This is a genomic window from Streptomyces sp. CB03238 (assembly GCF_002099185.1).
GTDB lineage: Bacteria > Actinomycetota > Actinomycetes > Streptomycetales > Streptomycetaceae > Streptomyces.
Window position 1 is genome coordinate 323,407 of record NZ_NBCN01000011.1, and the last position, 20,888, is coordinate 344,294.

The 20,888-nt window shown below is 67.2% G+C and carries 20 protein-coding genes and 2 pseudogenes; 12 read left to right on the top strand and 10 right to left on the bottom strand.

Annotation, left to right across the window (positions count from 1 at the left end):
* The 3 genes and pseudogenes from BKD26_RS22600 to BKD26_RS42280 all read left to right on the top strand — a co-directional run.
* Positions 1 to 1,620: an ABC transporter substrate-binding protein gene (locus BKD26_RS22600; protein ID WP_241518779.1), complete on the top strand. Its 1,620-nt coding sequence runs from the start codon at positions 1 to 3 to the stop codon at positions 1,618 to 1,620.
* Between the two features lie 355 nt (positions 1,621 to 1,975).
* Positions 1,976 to 2,911: a hypothetical protein gene (locus BKD26_RS22605; RefSeq protein ID WP_084901100.1), complete on the top strand. Its 936-nt coding sequence runs from the start codon at positions 1,976 to 1,978 to the stop codon at positions 2,909 to 2,911.
* A 92-nt stretch (positions 2,912 to 3,003) separates the two neighbouring features.
* Positions 3,004 to 3,131 (top strand): annotated as a pseudogene (locus tag BKD26_RS42280) (site-specific integrase); the annotation flags it as partial.
* A 285-nt stretch (positions 3,132 to 3,416) separates the two neighbouring features.
* On the opposite strand, the gene BKD26_RS22615 reads toward BKD26_RS42280, so the two are convergent.
* Together BKD26_RS22615 and BKD26_RS22620 are read right to left on the bottom strand one after the other, a co-directional pair.
* Complete coding sequence (locus BKD26_RS22615) at positions 3,417 to 3,842, bottom strand: PIN domain-containing protein (RefSeq protein WP_084901103.1); 426 nt, start codon at positions 3,840 to 3,842, stop codon at positions 3,417 to 3,419.
* Positions 3,839 to 4,117, bottom strand: a complete 279-nt coding sequence (locus tag BKD26_RS22620) for a CopG family transcriptional regulator (RefSeq protein ID WP_084901106.1) — start codon at positions 4,115 to 4,117, stop codon at positions 3,839 to 3,841. Before BKD26_RS22620 ends, BKD26_RS22615 begins: the two co-directional genes overlap by 4 nt.
* A gap of 338 nt (positions 4,118 to 4,455) precedes the next feature.
* On the opposite strand from BKD26_RS22620, the gene BKD26_RS41475 reads away from it, so the two are divergent.
* From BKD26_RS41475 to BKD26_RS22635, 3 genes and pseudogenes are all read left to right on the top strand, one after another.
* Positions 4,456 to 5,040, top strand: coding sequence for a hypothetical protein (locus BKD26_RS41475; protein WP_241518780.1), 585 nt, complete (start codon positions 4,456 to 4,458; stop codon positions 5,038 to 5,040).
* A gap of 407 nt (positions 5,041 to 5,447) precedes the next feature.
* Complete coding sequence (locus BKD26_RS22630; RefSeq protein ID WP_084901109.1) at positions 5,448 to 6,152, top strand: restriction endonuclease; 705 nt, start codon at positions 5,448 to 5,450, stop codon at positions 6,150 to 6,152.
* A 383-nt stretch (positions 6,153 to 6,535) separates the two neighbouring features.
* Positions 6,536 to 7,159, top strand: a pseudogene (locus BKD26_RS22635) (class I tRNA ligase family protein); the annotation flags it as partial.
* Positions 7,160 to 7,386: 227 nt separating this feature from the next.
* On the opposite strand, the gene BKD26_RS22640 reads toward BKD26_RS22635, so the two are convergent.
* The 6 genes from BKD26_RS22640 to BKD26_RS22665 form a co-directional block, all read right to left on the bottom strand.
* Positions 7,387 to 8,790, bottom strand: coding sequence for a DUF6177 family protein (locus BKD26_RS22640; protein ID WP_241518781.1), 1,404 nt, complete (start codon positions 8,788 to 8,790; stop codon positions 7,387 to 7,389).
* 138 nt (positions 8,791 to 8,928) lie between these two features.
* The gene (locus BKD26_RS22645; protein ID WP_084901114.1) at positions 8,929 to 9,390 is read right to left on the bottom strand and encodes a hypothetical protein; all 462 of its coding nucleotides are present in this window, start codon (positions 9,388 to 9,390) and stop codon (positions 8,929 to 8,931) included.
* 141 nt (positions 9,391 to 9,531) lie between these two features.
* A complete protein-coding gene (locus tag BKD26_RS22650) occupies positions 9,532 to 9,897 on the bottom strand; it encodes a DUF6086 family protein (protein WP_084901117.1) in 366 nt (121 codons plus the stop codon).
* A complete protein-coding gene (locus BKD26_RS22655) occupies positions 9,894 to 11,957 on the bottom strand; it encodes a hypothetical protein (protein WP_084901119.1) in 2,064 nt (687 codons plus the stop codon). Before BKD26_RS22655 ends, BKD26_RS22650 begins: the two co-directional genes overlap by 4 nt.
* On the bottom strand, positions 11,954 to 12,349 hold the full coding sequence (locus BKD26_RS22660; protein WP_084901121.1) for a DUF6507 family protein: 396 nt from the start codon (positions 12,347 to 12,349) through the stop codon (positions 11,954 to 11,956). The genes BKD26_RS22655 and BKD26_RS22660 overlap by 4 nt, the downstream gene beginning before the upstream one ends.
* A 340-nt stretch (positions 12,350 to 12,689) precedes the next feature.
* Positions 12,690 to 13,298 carry an amino acid transporter gene (locus BKD26_RS22665; protein ID WP_084901231.1) on the bottom strand — a complete coding sequence of 203 codons (609 nt, stop codon included), beginning with the start codon at positions 13,296 to 13,298 and terminating at the stop codon, positions 12,690 to 12,692.
* An 86-nt stretch (positions 13,299 to 13,384) separates the two neighbouring features.
* Between BKD26_RS22665 and BKD26_RS22670 the strand changes: the two genes are divergently transcribed.
* Positions 13,385 to 13,957, top strand: coding sequence for an HD domain-containing protein (locus BKD26_RS22670; protein ID WP_084901124.1), 573 nt, complete (start codon positions 13,385 to 13,387; stop codon positions 13,955 to 13,957).
* 5 nt (positions 13,958 to 13,962) lie between these two features.
* On the opposite strand, the gene BKD26_RS22675 is transcribed toward BKD26_RS22670, so the two are convergent.
* Both BKD26_RS22675 and BKD26_RS22680 read right to left on the bottom strand, forming a co-directional pair.
* Positions 13,963 to 14,430, bottom strand: coding sequence for an NUDIX domain-containing protein (locus BKD26_RS22675; RefSeq protein ID WP_084901126.1), 468 nt, complete (start codon positions 14,428 to 14,430; stop codon positions 13,963 to 13,965).
* Positions 14,417 to 15,187 (bottom strand): helix-turn-helix domain-containing protein, encoded by a 771-nt coding sequence (locus BKD26_RS22680; protein ID WP_084901130.1) that lies wholly within the window; start codon positions 15,185 to 15,187, stop codon positions 14,417 to 14,419. The genes BKD26_RS22675 and BKD26_RS22680 overlap by 14 nt, the downstream gene beginning before the upstream one ends.
* Before the next feature lie 97 nt (positions 15,188 to 15,284).
* Here BKD26_RS22680 and BKD26_RS22685 point away from each other — a divergent pair, with 97 nt between their 5' ends.
* The 5 genes from BKD26_RS22685 to BKD26_RS22705 all read left to right on the top strand — a co-directional run bounded on the left by BKD26_RS22685 (position 15,285) and on the right by BKD26_RS22705 (position 20,771).
* Positions 15,285 to 15,983, top strand: coding sequence for a haloacid dehalogenase-like hydrolase (locus tag BKD26_RS22685; RefSeq protein WP_084901133.1), 699 nt, complete (start codon positions 15,285 to 15,287; stop codon positions 15,981 to 15,983).
* Between the two features lie 150 nt (positions 15,984 to 16,133).
* Entirely contained in the window at positions 16,134 to 17,228 is a 1,095-nt protein-coding gene (locus BKD26_RS22690) for a hypothetical protein (RefSeq protein ID WP_084901136.1), read from the top strand.
* Positions 17,228 to 19,276, top strand: coding sequence for a hypothetical protein (locus tag BKD26_RS22695; protein ID WP_084901234.1), 2,049 nt, complete (start codon positions 17,228 to 17,230; stop codon positions 19,274 to 19,276). Before BKD26_RS22690 ends, BKD26_RS22695 begins: the two co-directional genes overlap by 1 nt.
* The gene (locus BKD26_RS22700) at positions 19,273 to 20,343 is read left to right on the top strand and encodes an enolase C-terminal domain-like protein (protein WP_084901139.1); all 1,071 of its coding nucleotides are present in this window, start codon (positions 19,273 to 19,275) and stop codon (positions 20,341 to 20,343) included. The genes BKD26_RS22695 and BKD26_RS22700 overlap by 4 nt, the downstream gene beginning before the upstream one ends.
* The gene (locus BKD26_RS22705) at positions 20,325 to 20,771 is read left to right on the top strand and encodes a hypothetical protein (RefSeq protein ID WP_084901142.1); all 447 of its coding nucleotides are present in this window, start codon (positions 20,325 to 20,327) and stop codon (positions 20,769 to 20,771) included. Before BKD26_RS22700 ends, BKD26_RS22705 begins: the two co-directional genes overlap by 19 nt.
* Positions 20,772 to 20,888 lie beyond the last annotated feature (117 nt).

The window sequence follows — 20,888 nt, forward strand, 5'->3', positions numbered from 1 at the left end:
ATGCCCAACTGGAAGAAGATTCTCTTGGCGCTGCTCGCTGTGGGGGCTGTCACGGGATGCGCCTGGTTCTTCTGGTGTCTCCTCCAGAAACCGGACACCTGCACCGAAGGAATCGAGCGGATCGAGGGCGAGTGCGTCGGCGTCGACGGCGACGGCTACGACTTCGGCACCCCGGAGATCCGCGACGTGGCCGGGGCCATCGCCCAGGAGAACAGGAGGATCGCCGGCCAGCCCCACGTCACGGTGGCGATGATGCTGCCGCTCCAGTCGGACAGGGCGGCACTGCGCCGGCAGATGCGCAGTGACCTCCAGGGCGCGTACCTGGGGCAGCGGCAGGCCAACGACGGCGAGGGGGAACTGCCGAAGATCCGGCTGGTGCTGGCCAACCCCGGGCGGAACTACGAGCACCAGGCGAAGGTCGTGGACACCCTGCTGCGGATGGCCGACTCCCCCGAGGACCGGCTGCGCGCCGTCACCGGCTTCAACCTCAGCCTCGAGGCCACGGAGGAAGCCATCGAGCGTCTGACGGACCACAGGGTCCCGGTGCTCGCCTCCCGGATCAGCGGGGACCGGATCGCGAACGAGGACCGGGCGGACGGGACGGCGAAGCTGCGGTTCCCCGGCCTGGCCCGCATCATCCCCACCAACCGGGACGCGGCCCAGGCACTGGCCAACTTCAACGGCGAACGGGGCCGGGAGAACCGCAAGACGGTGCTGGTCTACGACAAGCGCCCCGACCGCTACAGCGAGTCGCTGGCGGAGGCGTTCAGCGGGATCAAGGAGAAGGGCCCGCCCGGTCCCGCCGCGATGTCCTTCGAGTCCCCGGCGATCGACGATCCGGGCTCGACCGGCAACCAGTTCACCCAGACGGCCAACAACATCTGCGACTCCGAGGCCGACACCGTCTACTTCGCGGGGCGCACGCTGCACCTGCGGATCTTCGCGCTCAAGCTCGCCCAGGTGGGCTGCAAGGACCGGCACTACACCATCGTCAGCGGTTCTGACGCCGCCTCGCTGCGGCAGGACATGACGGAGAAGAACTGGGAACAGCTGCGCGGCGAGGGCGGCGGGGCGAAGGTCACGGTGCAGTACGCCGCCCCCGCGCACCCGTACGCCTGGAGCACCGAGCTGGCCACCTGGCACAAGAAGTGGGCCGCGGCCCACGGCCGCAAGCCCACCACGGCGGAGCTCCCCCAGTACCTCACCGAGCCCATGGCCGCCCTGGACACCCTGAACAAGCGGATCGAGACCACGCGCGGCGAGGGCGTACGGCTCGGCTCCGCCCCGAACCTGGAGGACTCCCGGACGATGCTCGTGTACGACGGCCTCCTCACCATCGGCAAGGCACTGCACCAGGCGCAGAAGGACGGCGCCGAGGCGGTGCCCGCCCGTGAGGAGGTCGGCAGGCAGTGGTCACTCCTCCAGTCCCGGCACCGGGTGCAGGGCACGAGCGGCCTGATATGCCTGACCAGCGGCGGCAACGCGTACGACAAGCCGGCCGCGGTCGTCGAACTGGACCCGGGCCGCGAGGGCCACGGCAGCCTGAAGTTCGTCGGCCTGGGCTGGCCCACCGGCCGCGAACAACCGAAGAACTGCGTGATCCCGAGCCGCACACTCTGAGTCAGCCCCCACCCGGACGCCACGCAACGACGAAGGCCCCGGCCCCTGAGCGGTCGGGGCCTTCGTTTCGTGCTATCGGCGGCGTATGCCCACAGCCCGTGGTGCCACGCCACTCACGGTCAGCCGCCGTTCCTCATACTCCGCCCCGCCCAGGTCCGCGAGGCAGCGCGCTTCCTGGCCGCGGTCTCCTTCGACGATCTTTGGGAGGCTGCCCGGGCGAAGCTCCCGCCCCCTTTGCTGCCTTCGACGAGACAGAGGTCAAGGGCTGGTTCCTCACCCACCACACCGATCTGCGGGGCTTCTACCTTCGTACGGCCTCGACGGGCAGTCATTGGCCTGTGCTTCACTCCCGGTCATGGACGAAGCGGAGTTGCTCGCGGCCCTTCACGCCTTGGTGGCGTTGGACCAGGGGGAACTGGTGTGCAACCAGGTCGGTCATACGGCGGGCCACACATGCCTGATGACAGATGACGGCATTGACCTGCCTGGCTTCGGCAAGAAACTCAGCGGCCGGTACGGACGGTCGCGGAATCTGACTGCAGGTGGGTACGTCGATCCAACGGTGAACGAACGGACCGGAGCGCCGCTCCTCGTTCCTCACGGGGATCAACTCGTCGAGATGCGCGCGTGGACGTACGCCGACCGATGGATCGGCTGCGGGGCGGTCCGGGCCGACGGCGATGTGCGGCCGGTTGTGCTGGTCGCCGAGCGGGCCATCGGAAAGCCGGAGGGGCTGCCGGAGGATGCTTCCTGGGTGGACTGTGTCGTCGCCGTCACAGGGTGGTCACGGGAACGGGTCGACGTGGTCGACTGGACGGCGGTCGAGAGACGGCTCGGAACGGTGCTGCCCGGTGACTACAAAGGGCTGGTCGAGCGGTTCGGGTATGGCGCCTTCGACGGCTATCTCGGACTCCTGCTCCCTGACGGGCCGCCCGGCAGCCTGGATATCGTCGAGTTCAATGAGTTCTGGGCACGGCACGCCGGAGTCGATGGCGAGGGGCCCTGGGAGCCGTATCGGCTGTATCCGGCCCCCGGTGGGTTGCTGCAGTGGGCGAGCACCGAGCAGCGGGTGTCGTTCTACTGGCTCACAGAGGGTTCTGATCCTTCCCGGTGGCCCATCCTCGTCACAGACGACGCCTACACCAAGTGGGACCGCTTCGATGGCTCGACCGCCGAGTTCGTCTACCGCCTGCTCACCGATCCGCTGCACCCATACTCGACGGCTCGCTACTTCGACAGTCACTGGTTCATGACCTACGAGAGCGGCCCGTACCGGGATAGCGATCAATGAGAGCGCCGACAGATCCGTCGGGAGCACAAGAACACCAAGTCGTGTGCCGGCCGCCGGACCATCGGGCTCCCGGACCCGGCCGTCAAGCTCCTCATGGCGCCCGCCACACTGCCGGGACCGGGCTCCTCCTGCCCGGGGTCCCCGATGCGATGGTGGACGCCATCATGGACTGGGAGCCGGGGGCTCCGCGCGGATGCACGGCCGGTACATGCACGTCACCGGCCCGCTTGCGGTAAAGGGCCCGGTAGACCGCGACGGAGACGTACGACGACGAAGGGCCCCACCGCAAGCGATGGGGCCCTTCGACAACGTGCCCGGTGAGGCACTGGCGGAGGTTACGAGATCCGAACTCGTGGGGGGTTGCCCCCAACACGCTTACCAAATGTTCGTCTGGGGGTTCGGGGCGGGACAGGGGCGTTCTGACTTGGGGCGGAGTAGGTCATCGAACGGATGGTGGAGGGTGCTGGACGGGGGTGAATGAGACCAGAACTGAGACCAGCGCCGGTCATACCTTCTTGACCACGACCGAGTCCGGGACCAGCTTCTCCAAGTCGTCCACGTCCGAGGTGAAGACGGTGACCTGCCCCTTCTGCTGTCGCGCGACGACGGCGAGCACCGCGTCGATCGCGTACTTGTGGCCGTGCAGCTTGGCGTCAGCCAGGAGCCGGCGGGCCTGGCGGGCCTCGTCCTTCCCGATGTCGGCGACCTTGAGCCGAGAGAGCACCCAGTCCCAACGCTGCTCGGTGGTTCTGCCGTCGTACGCCTCGACCAGCGTCATCGGGGACGTCACCACCTCGGCTTCGCCCCGGGCCGCGAGGTCGAGCCAGGCGATCATCTTCCGGTCGCCGCGCACGGCCAGGGACAGGGCTTCGCAGTCAAGTACGAAGGTGCGCAGCGGGCGCTGCCTGTGCTCAGCGGCCCGCTTCTTCACGCTGCCTCTCCGGCGTTGTGTCCCCCTGCGGCGCGGCGGCGTTCGTGCTCGGCATCGAGATCCTCGAGTTCCGCGAGTGCTGCCGCGCGCTCGTCCTCGCTGACCGGACCGTGTTCCTCCTGCAGCCAGTCGACCAGCTCCAGCAGCCGGTCCCGGTCGCGCTTGAATCGCAGTGCTTCGGCTACATACGCCGAAAGTCCCCGCTCAGCCGCTTCGGCGCGGATCTCGTCCAGGAGATCCTCGGGGATCGTCACCGTCACTTTCTTTGTCGCCATACAAGAAACCATACTCCTGGTGTAAACGCCCCTATGGCTGCGATGGGTCAGACCCAGGAGACCGATGGTCAACCTATGAGCCTTTCCCGCACGTGGGTGCCACGTCATGCCGGTTCACTCGGTCATCGCGTGCCGTTCACTCTTACCGGCGCATGCACCAGAGGATGCGGATGGCTGGCCTCCGCGGCGGCGAGCCTCCTGCCGTTGGTGGAACGACGGGAGGAGAGTCCGTGTCCTTGCTGCCTTCGGCAGACGTCTTCAGACCGATTGAGCTACAGGTTTCGCAGTCGCTCAGCGGACAGTTGGTCTGTCCACATGCGCCCGGGGAGAGATGTTCGGTGAGTGAGCACCTCACGCTCTCGGAAGCGAAGGAAGCGGCGGCACGCGATGCCGCTGACGTTGCTCTTAGAGACGCGGTATGGCGATGCGTAGGCCGCGATGCTCGTAGCGACCTGCCGAACTTGGCTCAGCGTAGCCAGTTGCTCGCGCTGTATTTGGTCATCCCCTACCTCCGGAAGTCGGCCGGGAGAGTGTCGAGGAGGCTCTGCGTCGACGAGGTGAGGTCGGCCATGGTCTTCGGTGCGTTGTACGGTCTGGCGCTGGCCACCGAAGGAGACGATGTCCGTGACGAGGTCGTCCGAGCCGCCAATGCGGCCGGCTGGGCGGTAGAACGGGCTGATCCGGCCGAGCGTACGAAGGATCCGCACAGTCTTGTCGACCGCGCGAGCCGACTTGATGACGGTTACTCGCCCATCCGCAACGAGGCGGACATCCAGGTGGTCGACGAGATGGACCCCTTGTTGCGGGAGCGCATCAGCGGCGAACGCATGGGTGCTACCTTGCACCGCCTCGGGCTCTTGGGCGAGTTCCTCGCCTCGGGTTCGCGGCAGGTGCCCGGGGACGACAAGGACCCCGGTCGCTGAGCGGTCCGGGGTCCTTGTTTCGCCTGTTCAGGCGGCTGCGGAGGATACGAGATTCGAACTCGTGAGGGGTTGCCCCCAACACGCTTTCCAAATGTTCGTACGGGGGTCCGGAGAGGACCGTAGGTGTCCTGACCTGCGGCGGAGCGTTCGGAGTGGCCTCGTCCGGACCGGTCCGGACGGAGGCGAATGAGACCAGAACTGAGACCGAGGCGTCCGGTTCGAGATGCAGCGCGGCCCACCTACCGGCGTTTGGCTCTGGACCGTGCTGCGATCATCCTGGCGCCCGAGGCGTTAGCCGACTCATAGGCGGATGAGCGAAGTACCGGTTGTCAGCCATTGGCTGATCGGCGCCCTTACGGTTCGGTGCCTCCTCCTTGATCCTGCTGTGCCGGACCAAAGGGAGGGTCATGGCGGCGGCACGGAAGCGGCGGATATCGGCTGCGCGCAAGCGGCGCCAGCAGCGGTTCAAGATCGGCGCTACCGCCGGGGGCCTCGGCCTCGTCGTGTTGGTCACCTTCTGGAGCGTGATCTGGCCCTATCTCGTCGGTGCGCTCGTTCTCGGAGGCGTTGCTGGCGGTGGGTGGTGGTTGTGGCGTACCGATCAATTCATCAGGGGCGGTGATCTGCAGTGGCGGCATGACGAGGCTGTGAAGGCCGGGCGTCGGACGCTTGCCGAGGTCGACGCGATGACGGGGACGGAGTTCGAGGACTTCGTCGTGGACCTCTGCCGACGGGATGGGTGCACGGATGTTCGGAGGGTCGGCGGCTCTCACGACAACGGTGCTGACGTCCTGGGGACTCTTCCCGATGGACGGAGCATGGTGGTCCAGTGCAAGCGGTACACGCCCAAGCGCAAGATCCCCAGCCGCGAGGTCCGTGACCTGCTGGGCGCGAAGGTCCATTTCAAGGTCGACGTGGCGATCTTCGTGGCCACCACGTACTTCAGCAGGCCGGCTGAGAATTTCGCTACGGAGAACGACGTTCTCGCCGTCCATCGTGATCACCTCGGGCTGTGGAACAACGGGGCCTCGCTGCTGTCGCTCGGCACGGTGAACGGCCTGGGACAAGGGGACCGACGGCACTGGGAACGATGGAAGGCGACGTACGAGTAGGGACGTCTACCGGTGATTCGCCGTGGAGGTCCACGCCGATGAGGGGGCGCGTACACGAGCGCCGTGTCTGCTGAAGGGGTCTCGCCCCGCGATTCGAGGATGCCCCCGATCGACTTCTACGCTGCCGGCGCCTGGGCGCCACAGCGGCGCTGGTGCCGTTGACCAGTCTGGCACCTCGGTATGCTGAGCCTGGACGGTCTCCTCACCCATTCCGTGGTTCGCGCCCCCACAAGAGCAGTCGCACGGCGTCCCCGGTGATGCTCCTGCACAGTTCATCGAGCCGCAGAACGGCGTGCCGTCCTCGGCGGGATGCTCTCGGCAGAGCCTGGGCGGGCACGAGGTCTGCAGATACCAGTCCAGTTACGCTATGCCGCCGGTGAGTTCGCTACTTCCTGATCGCCAATGCCCCGGAGTCGGACGACTCGTCGTTCACCTGGGAGCACTTCACCGCCACGGTCAACAAGGACCTGGCCGACACCCTCGGCAACTTCGTCAACCGCGTGCTGTCCTTCTCCCGCAAGCGGTTCGGCGACGACGTCCCGGCGGGCCGCGCCGCCGGCGAGGTGGAGGCGAAGCTGGGGGACGAGATCGCGCGTCTGCTGGCCGAGTACGAGGAGCACATGGAGGCGCTCCAGTTCCGCAAGGCCGCCGCAGCGCTGCGCGCGCTGTGGTCCGCGGGCAACTCCTACCTGGAGGAGAAGGCGCCCTGGCTGGAGATCAAGACGGACCCGGACGGTGCCGCGCTGACCCTGCGTACCGCGATGAACCTGATCCACCTGTACGCGGTCGTCTCCGAGCCCTTCATCCCGGCCACGGCGGCCGCCATGCGGGGAGCCTTCGCGCTGGAGAACGACACCGCGACCTGGGTGACCGCCGAGCAGGCCAAGGCCCTGGACGCCGTACCGGCCGGAACCCCGTTCACCGTACCGCCGGTGCTCTTCGCGAAGATCACGGAAGAGGACCTGGAGTCCTACCGAGCGCGCTTCGGCGGTGCCCCGGACGCCTGACCGCGACTCTTGAAGCTGGGCCGTCCGTTTGTGCCGGATGATGTCCGACCGTGCTGCGTGATGCTGGTCCGCTCCTGACCCGTGCCACTCGGCGGGATGGTCAGTCCGACCCGTGATGGGTGGTGTGTGATCCGCTTGCCGTCACTGTGACTTCCAAGCCGGCCCCGTCGGAGTGGTGATACCGGTGACGTAATGCCTACACGTGCCGGTAATCCTCCGCTGGAAACTCACTGGCGACTCCTCAGGCGCTTGTTGAGGTGCTGGAGATGGAGCCAGGCCGAGGGGTCGGTGCCGTCGCCGAGCGTGTAGTGCATGGCGGGACGTGCGGCGGGGCCAAGGCGTGTCGAGCGTGGGTGCTGTAGGGATTCGACGTGGGCGCGGCCGGTGGTGTGTACGGCGTCCGCGCCGAGCGTGAAGGAGAGCGGGACCGGGGGCGGCTCGTGGTGGGGCGGGGTGGTCAGATCAGCTCGGGCGGGGCGCAGGTGCGTGAGCATCGACGCCAGGTTGTGCTGGGTGGCGAGGGTCTCGGCCAGCTCGGGGAGGGCGTCGAGGCGCGGGGTCCGGTCCGTGGTGTGGCCGAGGGCGAGGGTGATGTGTTCCTCGACTCCGGCCGGGGTGTGGACGACGCGGCAGGTGGCGATCGCCGGCCTGTCCGGAGCGCCGACGGCGATCAGCCAGGTAGGGGCGCCCCTCTGGGCCCGGGTGCGGGCCAGTTCGGTGAGCTGCCTTCGGGACCAGGGCAGATTGACGGGTTCGGTGGATGACCAGCCGGCGGGTGGGCTGCCGGTGAGGGTTTGCCATGCGGCTTCCAGGGCGCCGCCGAGGAGGAGGTGGTCGGTGGCGGGGTGGGTGGTCCGGATGGAAAGGTGCAGTTGTTGTTCGCCTCGTGTGACGGTGCCGGGCTGGAAGGCGCGTGCGAGGGGCGTGTCTTCGTTTGCCGTGGACGTCTCGGTGAAGCGGTCCTCGTGCCAGTGGAGCACGGCGCCGGTGAGTCCGTCGTAGTAGCCGCACTCGGGGTCCTGGACGACCCAGCGGGCCGGGACCTTGGCCAGCAGGGTGCGGGTGGGCAGGGTCAGCCGAGTGCCTGGTGGGGTGACGATCTGGAGCTCGTGTCCCGACCGCACGGCGTTCTGGATCAGGTCCGTGAGCCAGGTGGTCGCGGCGACAACGGGGCGGTCCTGGAGGATCACGGCGGCTCGCGGTGTGAGGACATCGACCGCGAGCGGACCATCGACGTTGCTGCCGTCCGGGAAAGGTAGGGCGACGACGCTGGTGTGCGCGGCGCCAGCAGGCCAAGTGCACCCGCCCAGCAGTGAGGTCAGCCGACCGGCCACCGACCCGGCCAGTCGCCTGGCCTCCGCGATCGACGTCGTCGCCCGCACCTCGGTCCACCACACGGGCGCCTCGACTTCCACCTCCGTACCGAGCAGCCGGCTCACCTCACCCGGTACCTGCACGAACAGCGGAACGTCGACCGTTACGACGGGCCCACCACCCGCCGGGTGCAGTTGGACGACAGCCCCCTCACCGCTACTGCTTACCCGCAGATCGGGACCACCGGCATACAACCCGGCGAGCACGCTGCGCGCATCCGGCATCTGTGGAGTGAGAGCGATGACGTCCTGAGTCACAAGAATCCTTCAGGCGACGCTCGACCGCCGCCGCATCATGGGGTAACCGGCGGAGGCTGACCCACGGAACTGGGCAGCGGTGAAGCGATGCATCCGTAGCAGGCATTTCGTCTCCATACCTGCGAGGCCAGGCGGGCCTCAACCTTTGTGGTTAATCTGCGAAGTCAAGCGCAAGGCCATCTCCGCGCTGGCGAGCATTCTCGCAATCTCAATGGGAGGGTTTCCGAATTCTAGCTGCACGACATCAACAGGGTCTATCCTATGGAACTCCCCGTCGCCCCCTTCTGCCTCGATTACGTAGCGGTAACCCCGAGGTGTCCTGAAGTCATCCACGACATGCCAGCGGGCGCCATGCCTCTGAATGAGGAAATCCGCAGCGTATGCCATCAAATCAGTTTGCAGCGTCACCCAATCCGAGGTTTCGAATTCTCCCAGCGGCAGGCGTGATGCATAATTCTGAAGTGCAGGAATCAAGCTCAACGGGTCATTAGTGTATACGTCGGGAGGAACTCCCAGCATATCGGCGACGTCGAGTACTGTCTGACGTCCCTCGTCGGCCCACCTCTCGAGATCCGCTTCGGGAACGCCCTCCCTCGCCATTCTGAATACCTTCCCACACGCGCTACGCCGATGGCACGCTAAGTTGTCGAGGCGCAAGGCGGGAAGGCCGCCTCCGCCTTGGTCTTGCCGCGAACTGGCCTCGTCATCTCCGTCCAGTCCACCCTCCCCGGCTTCCGATTCCTACCCCAGTGGCATGGACTTCGCCAGGGCCTCCCGCTCCGCCGTCCACATGTCGACATAGGGGGATTTCAGCGATGGCACTTCAGCGCCGATCCGATCAGTCAACACCAATGACACGGACGTAAAACCCTTTAGCAGGGACCTGAGGGCATCGTTGTTCGATTCCTGATAGGCGCTGACGAGTGCATTCACAAATGCGGTGAAAGTTTCGGTGTCAATCTGGCACTCATCCTCGATGATCTCACCGAGACCTGTCTCCACTCCGACGAGCTGGGACAGTACGGTTGCCTGGCCCAAGAATGCCCTGGCCAGAGAGTTGGATGGGTTCCATACATCGTCATCGGCCACTTGGAAGTAGCAGCTCACTCAGCCCACCTCACTTCGACTTGAACGTCAGGATTTTTTGCACGCCAATCAGCCACACCAGATTCTACTGCAGCCCTGAACTCCGGAGTTGCCCCAGGCTCCGTGAAGCTGAGTCCGATCGGTGCATTCTCGAACCCTTCCATGTAGGGGCGAGCCCTGACGTAGGAGTCAAGCTTCTTGAAGACGTGCTTGGCAATCCACTTTTCGACGTTGACGCGAGGGTCACGTCCTGTCGCGGTCTTCTCTTCCCAGAGGATTCCGCCTTCGATTCGGTCGATGTCTGTGACGGTGTCTGCCCAGTTGTCTGGGTTGTCCACCACGTAGTTGGTGTCCCCTTCGAGCGGAGGGCGTTCCCGGTTGGAGAAGCCATCCCCGCCCCCGGCATGGTGGCCTGAATCTGGCACCCCTTCGAGAGGAGCGTCATTGGTGGTTTCTCGCCCATGATTCGCCGGTGCGTCATCAGAGTGCGGCACAGGGTCGGAGGTATGCCCTGCAGGGGCGTCCGTATGCGCCCCGCTGTTACCGACACCGGACGACCCTGTATCAGCACCGTTCGTACCGGTGCCAGACGAGCCCCTGTCCGATGACGATGTCCCGGAGCCCGCTCCATCCGCTGGTGCCGTTCCCCCTCTAGGGCCATCAAACCGTTCCACATTGGGCGAGTCGTGCCCGTCTCCAGCCGAAGTCTCGCGGCTGGCCTGGGGTGGCAGGTTCTCGCCCGCGTGTGCGGTGGCGTCGGGTGTGCGGGCGCCCGCCCCGACGAGTTCGCGTTGGCGCGGTGTCTCGATCGAGGGCGCGCGTTCGGCGGCTGCCGGTTCGTGACGCGCAGGGGTCCTGTCGGGTATGCCGTTCTTCCCGGGAATGAACTCCCCGTCCTGGATGCGGAGCTGGGAGCCGTTGGGGAACTCGAGGACGCTGTGGGCGGCGTCCGAGGCCGCGGCGGCTGCGGGGGCGCCTCGTACGCCGGCGATGAGATCGGCAACCCGAGGCAGTTTGCGGGCGGCCGCACCGACGGCCTTTGCCGCCGCGCCGATCGGGTCCAGGACCTCACCGACCTTGGCCACAGTGCCGGCCACGCGGGAAGCCCCGCCCGCCTTGGCGGCCGAGCCCGCCTTCAGCGGTCCGACGCCCAGGGTGAGGACGTTGAAGACGACCGTGGCGCTGGCCTTGCCAGGGTTGGTGGTCCAGTCGTCCCAGCCGACGAACGACTTGGCGAATTCTTTGGCGTACGGCTTGCTGTCGTCCATGAGCTTTTCCATGGACGGTGAAAGGTTCCGGTCGCCGTGCGGGTCGACCAGGTATGCCTCAGCGCCGACGATCACTCGGAGCAGTCCCTCGCGGGCAGCGCCTCCCTCTTCGCCCGGGCTGAAGAGGTCGACCAGTCCCTCCACCGTGCCGGAAGCGTTGTCCCACAGGCCGACCCCGAACTCCTTCAGGTGGTGATCGACCCCGAACGGCAGAAACTCGCGCTCCTCCGGGGTGCCCCAGGGGAGGGAGTCGGCCTGGGACAGTTGCTCGGCACTGAAGCCGTAGGGGTTCTCCTGCTTGGGGCTGCCGTCGTTGATGTGCCACTGGGTGCCGCCCACCAGGGCGGTGATCTTGTCGGCACAGGTCACCTCCGCCTGCTGGAACGCGGCGACCGCGGCGTTCACCCCGTCCCACAGCGCCTGGTGCTCGGCGACCTTCTCCGCGTCCTTGCGCCAGTTCTCCAGCGGGCCGTCGTGGTCCTTGACCGACTCCACGAATCTTCCGGCCTGCCAGCGCAGCATCTCCAGCTGCTTGATGATCTCGACGACCTCGACCGCGTACGTCTCCAGAGCACCGGCCACCGTCTCCAGCCGACCGGCGAAATTGCCCGAGGTGTCCTGTACGGCCTGCGTCGTGCCAAACAGCTGCCCGGCCTCAGGAGCCTTGTACGAGGCGCTCAGATTCTGGAAGCGGGTGTGAACGTCGCTGCCGTTGTCGCGAATAGCCTTCGCCGCCTGCCGCAGTGCGGTGACATCCCGCTGCAGCTCACCCAGGTCGCCGGTAAAGGTGGGTATCTTCTCCGGGCTGATCACTTCTCGCCAGCCCCCTTGCGAGCAGCTTCCAGGAACGCCGTCACATCAGGCGCCAGCGTCGCCTGCCGCTGCGCGTTCCACGCCTGCTCCAGACTTCCCGCGAGGTACGCGTTGGTCGCCTCGATGGCGCCGTTCGCCGACCTGCTGGCACGCAGCGGCAGAGCCACCACGTCCTGCTCCGTCCCCTCGACGAACTCCCCCAGAGCAACTGCCACCAGACCGGCCGCTCCGCCGCCGCTCTCCCCGCCGACCGCCAGCGTGCCCGACGAGGCCATCGCGCCCTGCACAGCGGCTCCGTACAGCTTGATCCCGGCGTTCATGCCGTCAGTGGCCTCCCTCACCTGAGAGATCACCGACTGCACGCCCATCGGCTCTATGTCCCACCCCGTCACACCAACCCCCGTGACTCACTTGGCAGATACGTTCTGTGGTCCGTCTCAGTATCACCCACGGCACTGACAGTAAGATCTTCGTCCGTGGCCCGCAGGTCCAGCAACGCAGTTCCGGCCAAGGCGACGGCCCGGCAACCACACGTGACCTCTGAGGGCTCGCCTGGAGCGGGCCCCGCGTTTGGGCACAGGGCTGCCCGCTTACGGTCGCGTCGCGACCCGACGACCGTCGTTGATCTCCGGCCACTCGGACCATCCGGCGGGCGCACTCGCGCGAAGGCCGACCGAGAGTCGGCGTTGATCAGCAAGGCAGCGGAAGTTGGCGGAGAACGACGGTCAGGGCCTATTGCAGCTTCTGTCGCCAGGGGTGCCGTGGCGTGGTCGTCGCGAGGGCGTCCAGCAGCCAAGCCTGCTGGTCTCTGTCCAGGAGCGGGAGGACCGCCTCGAAGTCCACCTCGTCCTTCTCCCTGGTGTGCTTCGACTTGTAGAAGAGCTGTACCTCAGGTGCGAGGTACGGTGTGCCGTCCGGGGCGACGCGGCTGAGACGTGCGAGTGGCATCCGCACGCGTCGGTCGCGCCTCGACACCCATTCATCTTCGACGGCATCGTCGAGCATGAGCTGCACTGACCATGGCGACTCCGGCGTTCGGCGACACCAAATGTCATGAAGGGGCTCTTCGAGAACCTCGCCAAACCGCCATACGCGGAGCTTGCCGGTGCCCGGTGGGTCTGCGACATGGAGATCCCAGCCTGACAGGCACTCCTGGACTTGTGACTGATCGCGCCGCAGCACGAGAACGTCAAGGTCTCCATGTGTCCGCAGCTCATGCCCGACGGCGAGTTCGATCGCGCGACCACCGGCAACCCACCACGAAAATTCAACCGCCCGGAAAAGCTCAGCCAGTTCGCTGATTGGAGCGGGACTCCACTCCTCAGGATCGTTGGTCGCCACGAAGTCATCCTGCCAGCAAAGCGACAAGCCGCCAGGCATCACGGTGAAGGTCCCAGCTGAAGCGCTTGCGGACGTATTCTCCGAACGTGGCGAACTTCGAACGGGACTGGGCGTACAACCTGGCGGGTGGGCTGCTGGCTGAGAGTCTGCCGCGCAGATGGGCGCACACGCAGGGGGTGGCCGCGTGCGCCAGACGGCTCGGGCCGCTCTTGAAGGGGGAGAGGGCCGCAGTTCTGGAGGCGGCGGCCGTACTGCACGACATCGGATACGCGCCGCCGCTCGTCGATACCGGCTTCCATCCCCTGGACGGTGCGCGCCACCTGCGGGACGTTCAGTTCGCGCCCGAGTCCGTCGTGCGGCTGGTGGCGAACCACTCCTTTGCCCTCTTGGAGGCGGAGGAGCGTGGGCTCCGCTCGGAGCTGGCCGGCGAGTTTCCGTTGCTTGGTGATCCGCTGCTCGTGGACGCGCTGGTGTACTGCGACATGACCACGACGCCTGACGGCGGGCGTACGACGTCGGAGGAGCGAGTCGGCGAGATCCTCGGCCGCTACGGGGAGGACAGTGTCGTCGGGCGGTTCATCCGCCGGGCCGCCCCTGCGATCCACGGCAGCGTGGAGCGCGTAAGGGCGGCCGCGGTCGAGGCGGACGTCGTGCTCTGAGGGGTCTATCCCAGGTGGGGATAGTCGCCGGCCAGGTAGTGGCCGAGCTGTTCGTGCATGCTCGGGTGGATGTCCAGCTCGCCGAAGTCCTTCGGGTGGACCCAGCGGACACCGTCCGCTTCCTCGTTGACTGTGGGCTTCCCGCCGACGGGACGGCCGATGTACACGGCCTCGTACTGCTGCCGGATCTCGCCGTCGGTGTACTCGATGATGTGCTCCGGGTTGGAGTAGACGCCGAGGAAGCCGGTGACCTCGGCGACGATGCCGGTTTCCTCCTCGCACTCGCGGACCGCGCATTGTGCGGGGCTCTCTCCTATGTCCTGGGCGCCGCCGGGCAGGGCCCACTGGCCGGTGTCGCGCCGGCGCTGGAGCAGGATGGCGCCGTCGTCGTTGACGACGAGCATGTTGCTCGCGGGGATCAGGGTGTTGGCCTTGGGGGCCTTGGGGTCGTGGTAGTACTCAGTCCTGCCCACGGTGGTGCTGCTCCTGCCTGTCGGGCGCCCAGGGGCGCGAGGATGACCAGACGGCCTCGAAGCTCTCGCCGTACCGCTCGAACCATTCTGCGTTGGTCGTGCGCCTGAGCTGGAGGAGCGGGTTCGCGCTGGCCGGCCGGCCCCAGATGTGGGGGTTGATCAAGAGGTGGTCGTCGTAGCGGAAGATCGAGTTGTAGAGCGTCGTGTCGTGGAGTCGCACCTCACAGCCTGGATGGCCCACGAGGTCTCGGTAGTAAGTGAGCGAGGCCCTGATTTTGGCAGCCAGTGCGTCGCCGATGCCTTCCTCGCGTCCACGGATCCGTACGGCGTCGCCGTCCGGATCGCCGAAGCAGAGCCGCACGCGCACGCCGGCCTGCGCTCGCTCCTGGAGCATGCGCGCGATGTGAGGGTTCGTCTGGGCGAAGAAGGTGCCGGAGAACACCAGGACGTCTACCTGTTTCATCGCCCCTAACAGCAGGGACATCCAGACGTCGCGCGGCACGCTTGCCCTGTTTGGGTAAGTATCGACCAGTTCCGACTGGGTGGCGCCCAACCGTGGGGTCCGCTGACCTGCTTCTGGCCAGAGGTAGGTCTCATCGACCCGGAGCAGATTGGCGACGGTCCAGCGATGCCGACGGTGCGGCACACGGCCGGCTATCCATCGGCTGGCGGTCTTGGGATCGACCGCACAGGCTTCGGCCACCTCATCCACGGTCAGCCCGCGTTGCACGAGTGCGGAACGAAGTCGCTCATTCACTCAGACAACCCAACCGGACAGGATGCCCTGGCCGCAAGGCCGTCAGGCGTGGTCGTGCGGGCATGGCCGGTTTTCGTTGTCGGCTTACGCTGACCATGTGCCACTCATTGTGCTCTGGGACATCGACCACACGCTTATCGAGAACTCCGGTGTGAGCAAGGAGATTTACGCGGCGGCCTTCTCTGCCGTCTCGGGTCATGCCGCCGTCCGGCCGGCCCGTACGGAAGGCAGAACCGACCGCCTGATCCTCGCCGAAATGTTTCGGGACCATGGGATGGATCCCCCGGAGTGGGGGCGAATTAACCAGGCGCTTACGGCGGCCGGCGAGGTGCGTGAGACTGCCCTTGCCCAAAGGGGCCGGGCCCTTCCCGGAGCGCGCGAAGCCCTCGGCGCGGTCGCGGCAGAGCCGGGCATGGTGTCATCCGTCCTTACCGGCAACATCTACGCCAATGCCCGGGTGAAGCTGCGGGCCTTCGGCCTGGACACGCTTCTCGACATGGAGTGCGGGGCCTATGGCGCGGACTCGGCGGACCGCGCGGCCTTGGTGGAGGTCGCCCGGGACCGAATCCGTAAGGCTTACGACCTTCCACCGGACACACCCGTCGTCCTGATCGGCGACACGCCTCGTGACGTTCGTGCCGCGCAAGACTCCGGCGCGCACGTCGTCGCGGTGGCCTCTGGAATGCACAGCGCTGACGATCTGAGTGACGCCGGAGCCACCGTTGTGCTTCCTGACCTAGTGGATGTCGCTGCTCTGATGCGCTACCTGCGGTCTTTGGCATCGACCGTCTCGTAAAACGTCCCGGGACGTCCCGCAGAAGTCCCGGGACGAGGTTCGGCGTCCCGTCGGCCGACGGCAGTCTCGTTCCTGCCGTCGGCGGCGGGCTCCATCTCGGGCCGCCGACGCGCTATCCGATCTCTCCTCCCGACTGGATGGAGTAAGCGCATGACGGCTTTACTCGGCGGACAGACCGGCGCGACGTCCACGCTCGGAGAGGTGGAGCGGCTCGCGGTGCGGTACCGCGTACCCGTTGAGGACGCGTTGCTCATCGCGATCAACCTCCATGGCATCGACTCGGACCTGCCGCGTCACAGGGCCCGCGTTCAGGTGAGGCTGGCGAGCGCGCCGACGATGCCGTGGCAGCTCATCGTTCCGCTCAACGCCACCGGCTCCCCGTTCCGGCTTAAGGACGACCAGCTCTTGCTGGGAGGCGTCTCGTTCGCCACCGTCGAGCGTGTCGATGCGGACGAGGCGGTTGGCGGCTACTTCCGAAACGGCGGCACTGCCGCGACGCTCAACCCGAACGCACGCAGTCGGTGTGTGGGCTGTGCCTTCTGCCCAAACACCCTGGAGGCCGCGGCAGACCCGCGGCTTTCCGAGGAAAGAGACCTCCGCGAGCTGCTGGCGGCGCTGCTGGAGCAGCACCCGCGGCACGATCTCACGGAGCTCCGCGAGGTGACCGTATCGACCGGATGCTTCGAGCGAGAACCTGCCGCGGTCGACCACGTGCGCGCCCTGCGGACCGTCCTCGCCGAGCACGGCATCGAGGCGCGCATCGGCTTCCTGACCTCCGTACTCCGGTCCCAGGAGGCTTTCGATGTCCTCGCTGCGGAGGCCACGCCCTTCGTCCTACGGCTGACCGCGGAGTGTTTCACCCGCCGGGACCTGTTGCTGAAGGCCAGTAAGGCCAACCTGGCCACCCCGCAGATGCCGGAAGTGCTCAAGCGGGCCCTGGCTGCCGGCCACGGCACGTCGTTCACCTACATAGTGGGGCTGGACGACATCGACGCTCTCCGTACAGGCGTCGGCGTGCTCAACCCGTACGTCACCGAGTTCCCCAACTTCCAGGTGTACCAGGCGCACAACTCCGTCATGGCCGGCCTGCGTACCTCCGGGGCACGCGACCTGGAGTACTACCTGCGCGCCCGCGTGGTGATCGAGGAGATCACTGGTCCGTCCGGGCTGCGCCCGGCAGCATGGGAGTGCTACCGCCCGCTGTGGTACTTCACCTTCGCCGGCGAAGCCTTGGTCAGCGCGTGATGTCCGATACCGCCACTCTGGCAGACGCCTTGTGGAGAGCCACCTGCTACGCGTCGGTGTGCCAGCTCCATCTGCGGGACAACGTCCTGCTCAGCCGGCCGCTGACCGCCCAGCACGTGAAGGAACGCCCGTCCGGTCACTGGGGAACCGTGCCCGGCACCGCGTGGGCACTGTCGCACGTCGCCCTCGCGGCGGGGCACCTGGACCAGGGGGTGGTCCCGCTCCTCGGCGCCGGGCACGCCGGCGTAGTCCAGCTCGCCGCGGCCTGGGTGACAGGCGAGCTCGGCAAGCTCCGGCCGCAGTTCAGCCCGGACGCTGAGGGCCTCAGGCGGCTGGCCCAGGCGTTCCCCGACATGGACGGAATGGGCTCCGAGGTCACGCCGGCGCTTCCGGCCGGGACGTTCCTGGGTGGCCGCCTCGGCGGTTGCCTTCCCTTCGCGCAAGGCGCCGCCCTCAGCTCGCCGGGCAAGATCGCCGTGCCCGTCATCGGGGACGGCGAGTGCGAGACCCCCACGACCGCGGCGAGCTGGCTGGCGCAGAGGCTCCTTCCTGGGAGTTCCGTCCTACCCCTGGTGCACGTCAACGGTTTCCGCATGGGCGGGCGGGCCCTTCTCGGCGCGATGGACGACGACGCGCTTCGGTCGTACTTCGGCGGCCTGGGGTGGGAAGCAAGCGTCGTGCACGTCACGACAGGCTCTCTGCCGGACCACGCCGCCTTCCAGACAGCGCTGTGGGATGCGCTGGAGTCGACGCTCGACGACCGTCCCACAGCCCTGGTCATGCGCTGCGTGAAGGGATGGGGCGGACCCGCGTCTCTCGGCGACCGTGATCTCGTGGGCACCTCCGACCTGCACAAGACGCCCTTGGTCAGCCCGCGCACCGAGCCGGAGCAGCTGATGCGACTGGCTCACTGGCTGGCGTCCTACCAGCCGGCGGATCTCTTCGACGAGAGCGGGCGGGCGAAAGGCGAGCTCGCGGATGCCATCGCTGAAGCCCGGTGGTGCTCCTTCGCTCCCGCCGAAGCGCCTCGGTCAGGGAGGCCCACCATGGCGCCCAGTGCTTGTGCCGCCACGTTCACCGATGCCGTCACCGGAGTCGTACGGAGACACGCGGCACGTGGGGATTTCCTGCTTGTCAGCCCGGATGAACTGGCTTCCAACCGGCTCCCGAACCTGGCCAATGAGCAGTGGGCATATGAACTCCTGGCGGAGGAAGTGCTTTTGGAGTGGCTGGCCGGATGGACGGCGAGCGGACGCCGGGGTGTGCTGGTCTCCTACGAGGCGTTCGCCCCATTGCTCACCAGTGGCCTGGTGGGACACATCAAGCAGCGACGCCTCGACGGAGCGAGGGGCCTGCCCAGCCTCAACCTACTGCTCACCTCGTACGGCTGGCACAACGTCCACAGCCACGCCGACCCCTCCCTCGCCACAGCGCTCCTGGCTCTGCCAGCCCCGGGCGTCCGCGTGCTGACTCCGGCTGATCCAACGAGAACAGCCGCCGCCCTGGAGGAAGCCTTCGACTCGATCGATGGCGTCAACCTCGTCGTCGCCGGCAAGCACAGCCGTACCGCTCATCCTGTCGGGCCAATGTCTGAGGAACACAGTCGTGGTCTCGCGGTATGGCCGCGTCTCAGCGACGAGGGCGAGCCGGACCTGACGATCGTCACAGCCGGGGACATCCCGGCCGCTGTCGCCGCCGAAGCAGTGGACCATGTACGAAGCCGCTACAGATGCCGCGTTCGGGTGGTGAACCTGCTGGACCTCACCGTCCTCGGCGATCCCGCTTTGTGGCCACGAGGACTGAGCGACGAAGAGATCGACCACTACCTGGGCGCTCACGCCCCGGTCCTTGTCCTCACTCTCGGGCACCCGGCGGCCGTCTGGGGGCTGCTGGGGGCACGGATGCGCCGCCCTGTGGATGTCATCGGCTGGCAGGAACCTGCTGGTCCCATGCCGCAGCGGCAGCTGGCGCGCTCCTTGGGCATGGACCCCGCAGGGGTGACGCAGGCCGTCGGTCTCCTCATGGCCGCACGTGAGGTGGTCCGGTGAGCCCGTGGGTCCTGGGAAGCCTGGAGGTCATAGAGACAGAACAGCCCGTGGCGCCCGGAGACGACGCGCACTTCGTGGTCATCCATGGCGCTGGAGAGTCCGGCTGCTACGGCCCCGTCAGCGAGCGGATCGGACGCTACGTCCGTGACACGCTGGCCGCCGAGGTGAAGGGCGCACCGATCTCGGACCACGCCGGGCTGCTGAACCGGCTGCGTACCGTGGCTCGCACGGCACCGTCGGACATCGCCTCGTGGGCGGTCGGCACGGTCGACTGCGCGGCCTGGGATCTCCACGGCCGGCTCGCCTCACGTTCCGTGGCTGGCCTGCTGGCCGCGGCGGAGCCGCGATCGACCGTGCCGGCTTACGCGTCGTGGCTCTCCCAGAACCTCACCAGCATCGAAAACCTTGACCTCCTGCGTGACGTCGCGGCGGATGGATGGAGGTTCACCAAGTGGGGGCTTCGCCGTGATCCGGCAGAGTCACCCGGGCAGGCCGCCGCGCGTATGGCACGGGCGGTGGAGCGTGCCTCCCAGTCCCTCGGCTCGCCGCTGGCCGTTGACGCCGTTGGTACCTGGACGCCGTCGGTGTCCATGGCCTTCGCGCAGAGCTGCGATCCGTCCTGTCTCCTGTGGCTGGAGGACCCGCTTCCACAGCACGACCTCGACATGTACGAGCTGCTTGCCGCAACCCGGCTACCGCTGGCCGTGGGGGAGCGCGCGCACTGCGACGAAGACCCGATGGGGCTCATCCAGTACGTCAGGCCGACTGCCCTCACCCTCGACGTCGTCGGCTGCGGCGGCCTCACCCGAGCGACGCGGATCCTCGCCGTCGCCCGCTCCCAGGACATCCCCATATACCCGCACGGCCGCTCACTGCTGCCCGGCCTCCACCTCGCGGCCGCCTTCCCCGACGCCGTACCCGCCGTCGAGTACCGACTCCAGTGGGAGCCCGGACGCCAACGCCTCTACGACGAATCCCTTCAGCCCGAGGACGGACACATCCGCCTGCCGGACTCCTCAGGTCTCGGCACGACCCCGAGGAGCACAGCATGCCCGGCACAACGATGACCGTTCCCGTCGAGGGAACGATCAGCCACAGCTCGGACGGCCCGCTGCTGGTGCTGTCCCAGCGACTAGACGGGCATGACACCTTCCTGACTGGGAGCCTCGACATCGGAGGAAGTGCGCTCCCGGTGCGCATCCTGACCCTGGACGACGTCACCGTACTGCGCCCAGTGGGCAGCCTCCCCGCGCTGGCGGAAGGTACGCGGTGGCAGGGGACGCTGCACCTGCCACACGGGATGCGTCCTCGCAGCGTTCCCCCGGACCTCAGCGAGGCTGCCGCTCACGAGGGGAGATCTCTCGACACGCTCGACGAGGCGGAGCTGCGCTACGTCATCACCTTCCTCTCCGAGGCCACAACCACCACGATTCGGCAGTCCCGTATCAGGGCCATCGTCTCCGGCCTTCCGACCACCACGAGGAGCCCCCAGTGACCCCGGCCCACCCCGCACTCCTGGTCACCGTCGATGTCGGTGGGACCCTCGGAACGGCCGACGGGCCCGGCCTGGCAATGAGATTGGCCGAGGCGTCCCCGCTGCCGGCGGCACGAG

Excerpts from the sequence above, each read along its gene's own strand:
- BKD26_RS22600 (WP_241518779.1), top strand. The coding sequence starts at position 1 with ATGCCCAACTGGAAGAAGATTCTCTTGGCGCTGCTCGCTGTGGGGGCT.
- BKD26_RS22605 (WP_084901100.1), top strand. The coding sequence starts at position 1,976 with ATGGACGAAGCGGAGTTGCTCGCGGCCCTTCACGCCTTGGTGGCGTTG.
- BKD26_RS22620 (WP_084901106.1), bottom strand. The coding sequence starts at position 4,117 with ATGGCGACAAAGAAAGTGACGGTGACGATCCCCGAGGATCTCCTGGAC.
- BKD26_RS22630 (WP_084901109.1), top strand. The coding sequence starts at position 5,448 with ATGGCGGCGGCACGGAAGCGGCGGATATCGGCTGCGCGCAAGCGGCGC.
- BKD26_RS22645 (WP_084901114.1), bottom strand. The coding sequence starts at position 9,390 with ATGGCGAGGGAGGGCGTTCCCGAAGCGGATCTCGAGAGGTGGGCCGAC.
- BKD26_RS22690 (WP_084901136.1), top strand. The coding sequence starts at position 16,134 with ATGACGGCTTTACTCGGCGGACAGACCGGCGCGACGTCCACGCTCGGA.
- BKD26_RS22695 (WP_084901234.1), top strand. The coding sequence starts at position 17,228 with ATGTCCGATACCGCCACTCTGGCAGACGCCTTGTGGAGAGCCACCTGC.
- BKD26_RS22705 (WP_084901142.1), top strand. The coding sequence starts at position 20,325 with ATGCCCGGCACAACGATGACCGTTCCCGTCGAGGGAACGATCAGCCAC.